Here is a 6,172-nt window from a genome sequence, read left to right on the forward strand (position 1 = left end):
TTAATCTACCTCTAATATATTCTTTAGAGCTTCCTTTAGATTTTCTAATGCTTTTGCTCTATGGCTTATTTTATTTTTTATTTCTTCTCCTAATTCTCCAAAGGTTTTGTCATATCCATCTGGAGTAAATAAAGGATCATATCCAAATCCATTTTTACCCTTTGACTCAAATCCCACCTTACCCTTACATTCTCCATAAACTATTGCGCTCTCCTTATCCTCAGTAATTAATACTATAACTGTTTTAAATTTAGCATTTCTCTCCTTCAAAGGTATATCCTGCAACTCTTCCAATAGTTTATTATTATTTTTCTTATCATTTCCTTCTTCACCTGCATATCTTGAAGAATAAACTCCGGGTTCTCCATTTAATATATCTACGAATAATCCTGAATCATCTGCTAAAACCATATAATCTAGCCTTTCAGCTAAAGCCTTAGCCTTTTTTAAACTATTTTCTTCTAAGGTTTCCCCATCTTCTATTACTTCTAAATCACATAATCCTACATCTTTTTTAGAAACTACTTCTATTGATAAACCCTCAAGTATATTTTTTATTTCTTCTACTTTATGTTGATTGCCTGTTGATACTACAAGTTTTCTTTTTTCCATATTAATTATATACTCCTTTATTTTTCTAATCTTGTACTCTGTTATTATATTTTATCAAATATAGAATTTTTTATCTATAAATAAAAAAGAAAAGGGGAGCATATTAGCTCGCCCCTACGATAATATTTAAACTTGTTAATTGTTCTTTGTTAACTGTTAATTCAAATTAATATTCATTTGCAAAAACTGGGATTGTAGTATTTATTGTTTCTCCATCTATAAGTAACTCAACGGTCTCAATTTCTTCAAATTGACTTAGTGTTAGACCTATATTTTTTACTATATCACTAAAGGTTTTATCTTCTGATGAATCCGAGTAACTCTCATAGGATATATCTACATATGCAGTACCATCTTTTACTTCTACTCCATGAAGCATAACATCTCTTGGGATATCTGAAAATAGTCCAATATCTTGCGGTGGCCCTTCAAATAAAATATCCAATGCAGAATATACATTTGCTACTGGTGCTAAAGTAGGTATCGTTACTGGTACAAAATATTCAAATTCTTCATTATTCATTCCTTTATAATAAACGACTACTTTAGAACGGCCATCTTCTAATTTGCCAACTAAATTAATATTTTCTCTTGCTAGTGGCTTACTAATATCTCCTCCATAGTTTAAAGAAGGTAATGCTTTTCCACCGACTAGTATTTGAACCTCTTTAATAGCTGGAAACTCTGTCAGTGTATATACTACACCTTTAATAAAACTTTCTTCTTCCTTTTCTGATTGATTACTTAAAACATTCTCAGAAAAATCAACCTTACACAGACCAGTTTCATCATTTATAGACATCCCTAAAATCTCTGTACCTGCCGGTATAACTGGTAACAGACCAGTAGGTTTCAAAGTTTCTCTAAGTTCCGCACTGTCTATCATATTATTAAGTGTTACTCTCGCAATTCCTTCCTCCCAAGGAATTTTTCGCATTACAGGAACTAAATATCCATCTGCATCTCTAAAATACATAACTGTCTTTCTTACGCCTTCTTCTTCAGCTACGACTACTTCTTCTTCATCAGATCTAATGATTTGTATTTCGTCATCCTTAGCTGATAACCTGTTATTAATAAGGTTTTTTCCAATACTTAATACCGTTAGACCCAAGACTATTATTAGTCCAAATAATATTATTCTCCTATTTACCATCATCAACCCTCCTAGATTATACTATTACATTATATTAGAAGAGTTGTCAGACTATGATTAATTTATCTCTTACTTTTTATTAGATGCAAAATACCCACCACTAATAGGATTTATATTATTTACAGTAATAAATGCATTTTTATCGTATTCATATACTATTTTCTTTAAATTAGTCAAATCTTTACGGTTTATTGCTACATTTAATATTTCTTTACTTCCTTCTAATCCTTGACCTATTATAACTGTTACTCCAAATCCATTTTCTCTAAGAATTTTAATTAATTCCTTATTATCTGATGTTTTTAAAATAATCTGAGTTGCCAAATTTCCCAAAGCAATTTTATTTTCTATTGTAATTCCTAAATAATTTCCACAGGCAAATCCCAATGCATAGGATAAAAGATTTAAAGGGTTATCTAAGCTACTAACTACTTTACTCAATGCTGTTACATAAATGCTTACCTCAAAAAAGCCAATTAATGCAGCTTGTAACCTTCTTCCCTGTACTACCATAAGTGTCCTAATAGTGGCTAAAGATACATCTGCCACCCTTGCAAAGAAAATAAATAAATATCCGTATAATAACTCCATAATTCTCTCCTCCCTAAAAATAAATAAGCAAGGTTACCCTTGCCTATTATATTAATACATTTCAAAATATTTTTCTATTCCTTTTATTATGGCATTAACTATTTTATATTGATACTCTTCAGTGAATAAAAGGTTTTCTTCAGCCGAATTAGATAAAAATCCTGTTTCTACTAAGACTGCAGGCATTTTAGTTTCCCTAAGAACTACTAGATTAGGTCTTTGAATTATACCCTTATCTACTGCTCCTGTAGCCTTTAATAGCTCGTCCATTATGATTTTAGCAAATGGATGCTGATCTATTTCTTTTTTCTCTGACTGAGTTGCTGGACAATATAATACTTGAATTCCTGCAATAGACTTATTATCATGAGAATTTCCATGTATACTTACAAAAACATCTGCATAGTTATCATTTGCTATTCTAGCTCTTTCATATAAATCAATAAATTCATCTGTATCTCTAGTCATTATTGTATTATATCCTTGAGCTTTGAGTGCATCATTGAGTTTCAGTGAAACACTAAGATTTAAATCCTTTTCTCTCCTTTTGTTTATAGATGTAGCTCCTGGATCTTTACCTCCGTGTCCAGCATCTATAACAATAAGCCTGTCAGAAGTTTTTACATTTTCATCCTTCATTATCATCAAAGAAACTTTACTGTCTGACTCTCTGGAAAGTAGAACATATTCTATACTCTTTCTAAATTTAATGAAAACTCTAGTCTCTATTTCATCTTTGACAACTTGAATTTCATCTATCAATCCATCTTTTATAGATACTATCCCTTCATTTAATTCTACATTATCTGTCGGGATCGTTACTTGTATCCATTTGTTTCCAGTTTCATAGTTTACGGAGTAATCTGTTTCCACAAGATAGTTAATAGTGAAAATTTTATTATCACCTTCTGAAGTATAAGAAATGTTTTCCCAGAAAGATTTTTCAGGATAAATTACTATCTTATCTCCATAGGTATCCACTTTTACATTAGGATCTGATATTCCATCTTTTACGTCTAAGACTATTCTAACAATTTGATCCATAGGGCTATAGTTATTATCAACATTAAACTGTGATACTCTAACTCCTTTTACAAATCCTAAATCATAATCATAGTTATAGTAAGTACTTCCTTCTAAAACAGAATCCATTAAATCTATTACTACTCTTTCTGGATTTTTAAGTTTCATGAAATTAACCTTAACCTCAGATGTACCATGGATTACAATAGCTTCTTTACCATCAATTAATTCTTTTGTAATTGATTTTACCTTATTACCAAAAGATATTGCCATGTCTTTTCCATCATTTGTTAGTAAAACATTATGTTCTACTATCTGATTTAATGTTACCACTATCCTAGTAATATTAGGCTCTTTAGAAAACTGTGAGTATTGAATTTTTTCAATAATACTATCTTTTACATCTATTGTTCCTTCAGCATCTTTAGTATTTTCCAATGATAATTTAGAATCTTTGATATCAATAATCAGCTTATTGGAATCTTGCAAAAACATAGTTTCATAATCAATACTTTTGCTGCTATTTATAATCAGTTTATTTTTATCTGTACTTCCCTTTCCCACTGAAATACTACTGATTATACTTGACCCATCTTGCGGAACTTCTGGCTTAGTATCTTGTTTAGAGTTAATGTAAGGGGCATTTTTTGCACTATCCCAGCCAACTTCGTAACCGAAGATTTCTGTAACAAACTTCAGCGGAACCATGGTTCTTCCGCTATTACCACCTAAACTTGCTATTCTTGGAATAGCATATTGATCTAAAATCCTCTTTTCACCATTTATTATAGCTACATTGCTATCTATAGTGAATTTTCCTTCCTTGTTTCCATAGGCCACTGTAGCAGTTTTAGTTTTTTGATCCCAACTAACTTCTGCCCCATAGCTTTCTGATACAAATCTAATAGGTACTAGTGTCCTATTGGTATGAACAAAGGAGGGAAACTCAGTATTTATTGCTTGTCCGTCCATAATGATGGGTACCTGTGTTACAGAAACTTTAGCACCGTTCATACTTACTTGAATTGTCTTGTTACTGGCTGCATGTCCTATTTGACTAAATAAAAATAATAGTACAAACAAAGACAGCATTATCTTCCACTTTTTCATTTATCTACCTCCTTATGTCCTTCCACCCTTAATAAAGTTTGTCTATTTTATTTATATCATTTAGTCAATTATTATGTCAACGAATTACGAATTTTGTAACCATAATGTAATATTACTTATGAAGTGATAAAGCCTTATATAACTCATCAGCTTCTGGCGGCTCTATACTGCTTATCTCCCCATTTTTATTTAGTATAATACCTTCTTCTATTATCTTACCTATAGCTGTAACTTTAATTCCAACCTTATTTAATTCTTCATTGATTGTTGAAACCTTCTCATCCTCTGCTATAATCAGCATAGAACCGCTAGATATTAATCTATAAGGATCTATACCTATAATATCTGTAATCTCCCTTGTTACATCTTTAATTGGTATAGATTCTTCCAAAACTTCTATTCCTTTTCCAGTAGCCTTAGAAGCCTCCCAAACTGCCCCTAAAACTCCTCCTTCAGTAATATCATGCATATATCTGACGCCAATTTCTCCACAAATTATACCTTCTTTAACTACACTAAGCATGCTATCCATATTTTGCGCTACATCAAGTTTGTTTTTGCCTATTTTATCAATCAATTGCTCTTCTAATTCCTTTGCAATTATAGATGTTCCTTCTATCCCAACATATTTAGTAATTAATACCTTATCTCCAACTTTTATTTCCTTTGAGTTTGGTAGTTTTTCCTTAGATTGCTTCCCTATAACGGTTGTACTTATTACTATCCTATTTACTGCATCTGTAATTTCCGTATGTCCACCTACGATTTCCACATTTATTTCCTTTGCTACTTCTCCCGCTTCCCTCATTATATTTTCTATATCTTTCTCTGTAGTATTGGGTGGCGCCAATATAGTCATTAGTACTGCCATAGGCTCTGCACCGCTAGTTGATACATCATTACAAGAAATATGTACAGCTAATCTCCCAATATCCTTAGTTGCCCCTGTAATAGGATCTGTACTCATTACACATAAGTTATTTCCAAAATCAATAATAGCATTATCTTCTCCTACTGCCGCCCTTACTAATACTTCTTCTCTTTTATTTTTTATATTTGATAAAACTATTTTTTCCAAAACATCATTAGGTAATTTTCCTATTTCCATTTTGCTACCTCCCATAATGCTTTTCTATATTTTGACTAATTATATTGTACCATATGTATAACACTTTTAATACATTTTCGATACACTTTTAAAATACATTTTTAAAATATATTTTAATCATATTTAAATTTATTTTGGAAAGAATAAAGATAATTAATAAAGAACAGAGAACAATTAAAAGTAAAAAATATTATGGAGTCATTGATTTTAATATTTTAATTGTTAATTGTTAATTGCTCACTGTAAATTGACTGAAAGGGAGGGTTTAGCTTTGATGATACCTTGTTCTGAAAAATGTGTGTATGAAGAAGATGGATTATGTGCTTTAAAATCAGTTACTCCTCCATCTAATACTCCTACTAAAGATTGCCCTTATTTTACTAAAAAGGAAAAGAAAGACGATTCATAAACTCTCCAGAATCAAAATCTAAAAGCACTAAAAGTTAGAATCAATATGAACCGACCCCTAAAAGTTAGACCTAAGAATCTAACTGATGGGAGGTCGGTTTTTAAATGGCAAAATATAGTTATGAATTTAAGATGAAAGTTGTGCAAGAATATTTAGCTGGAAA

At 30.9% G+C, this 6,172-nt stretch carries 6 protein-coding genes; 1 reads left to right on the forward strand and 5 read right to left on the reverse strand.

The features are described from left to right. The 5 genes from RDK80_RS07600 to RDK80_RS07620 all read right to left on the reverse strand — a co-directional run bounded on the left by RDK80_RS07600 (position 1) and on the right by RDK80_RS07620 (position 5,600). The gene (locus tag RDK80_RS07600) at positions 1-612 is read right to left on the reverse strand and encodes an XTP/dITP diphosphatase (protein WP_308523930.1); all 612 of its coding nucleotides are present in this window, start codon (positions 610-612) and stop codon (positions 1-3) included. A 166-nt stretch (positions 613-778) separates the two neighbouring features. Further along, positions 779-1,768 carry a GerMN domain-containing protein gene (locus RDK80_RS07605; protein ID WP_256313103.1) on the reverse strand — a complete coding sequence of 330 codons (990 nt, stop codon included), beginning with the start codon at positions 1,766-1,768 and terminating at the stop codon, positions 779-781. A gap of 69 nt (positions 1,769-1,837) precedes the next feature. Next, positions 1,838-2,359, reverse strand: a complete 522-nt coding sequence (locus tag RDK80_RS07610; protein ID WP_216555170.1) for a DUF2179 domain-containing protein — start codon at positions 2,357-2,359, stop codon at positions 1,838-1,840. 51 nt (positions 2,360-2,410) lie between these two features. Then, positions 2,411-4,492 (reverse strand): N-acetylmuramoyl-L-alanine amidase family protein, encoded by a 2,082-nt coding sequence (locus RDK80_RS07615; RefSeq protein ID WP_308523931.1) that lies wholly within the window; start codon positions 4,490-4,492, stop codon positions 2,411-2,413. A 112-nt stretch (positions 4,493-4,604) separates the two neighbouring features. After that, positions 4,605-5,600: an AIR synthase family protein gene (locus RDK80_RS07620; RefSeq protein WP_216555162.1), complete on the reverse strand. Its 996-nt coding sequence runs from the start codon at positions 5,598-5,600 to the stop codon at positions 4,605-4,607. A gap of 271 nt (positions 5,601-5,871) precedes the next feature. On the opposite strand from RDK80_RS07620, the gene RDK80_RS07625 reads away from it, so the two are divergent. After that, positions 5,872-6,009: a hypothetical protein gene (locus RDK80_RS07625; protein WP_216555160.1), complete on the forward strand. Its 138-nt coding sequence runs from the start codon at positions 5,872-5,874 to the stop codon at positions 6,007-6,009. Positions 6,010-6,172: the final 163 nt, after the last annotated feature.

The organism is uncultured Tissierella sp. (genome assembly GCF_902479755.1).
Classification (GTDB): Bacteria; Bacillota; Clostridia; order Tissierellales; family Tissierellaceae; genus Tissierella; species Tissierella carlieri.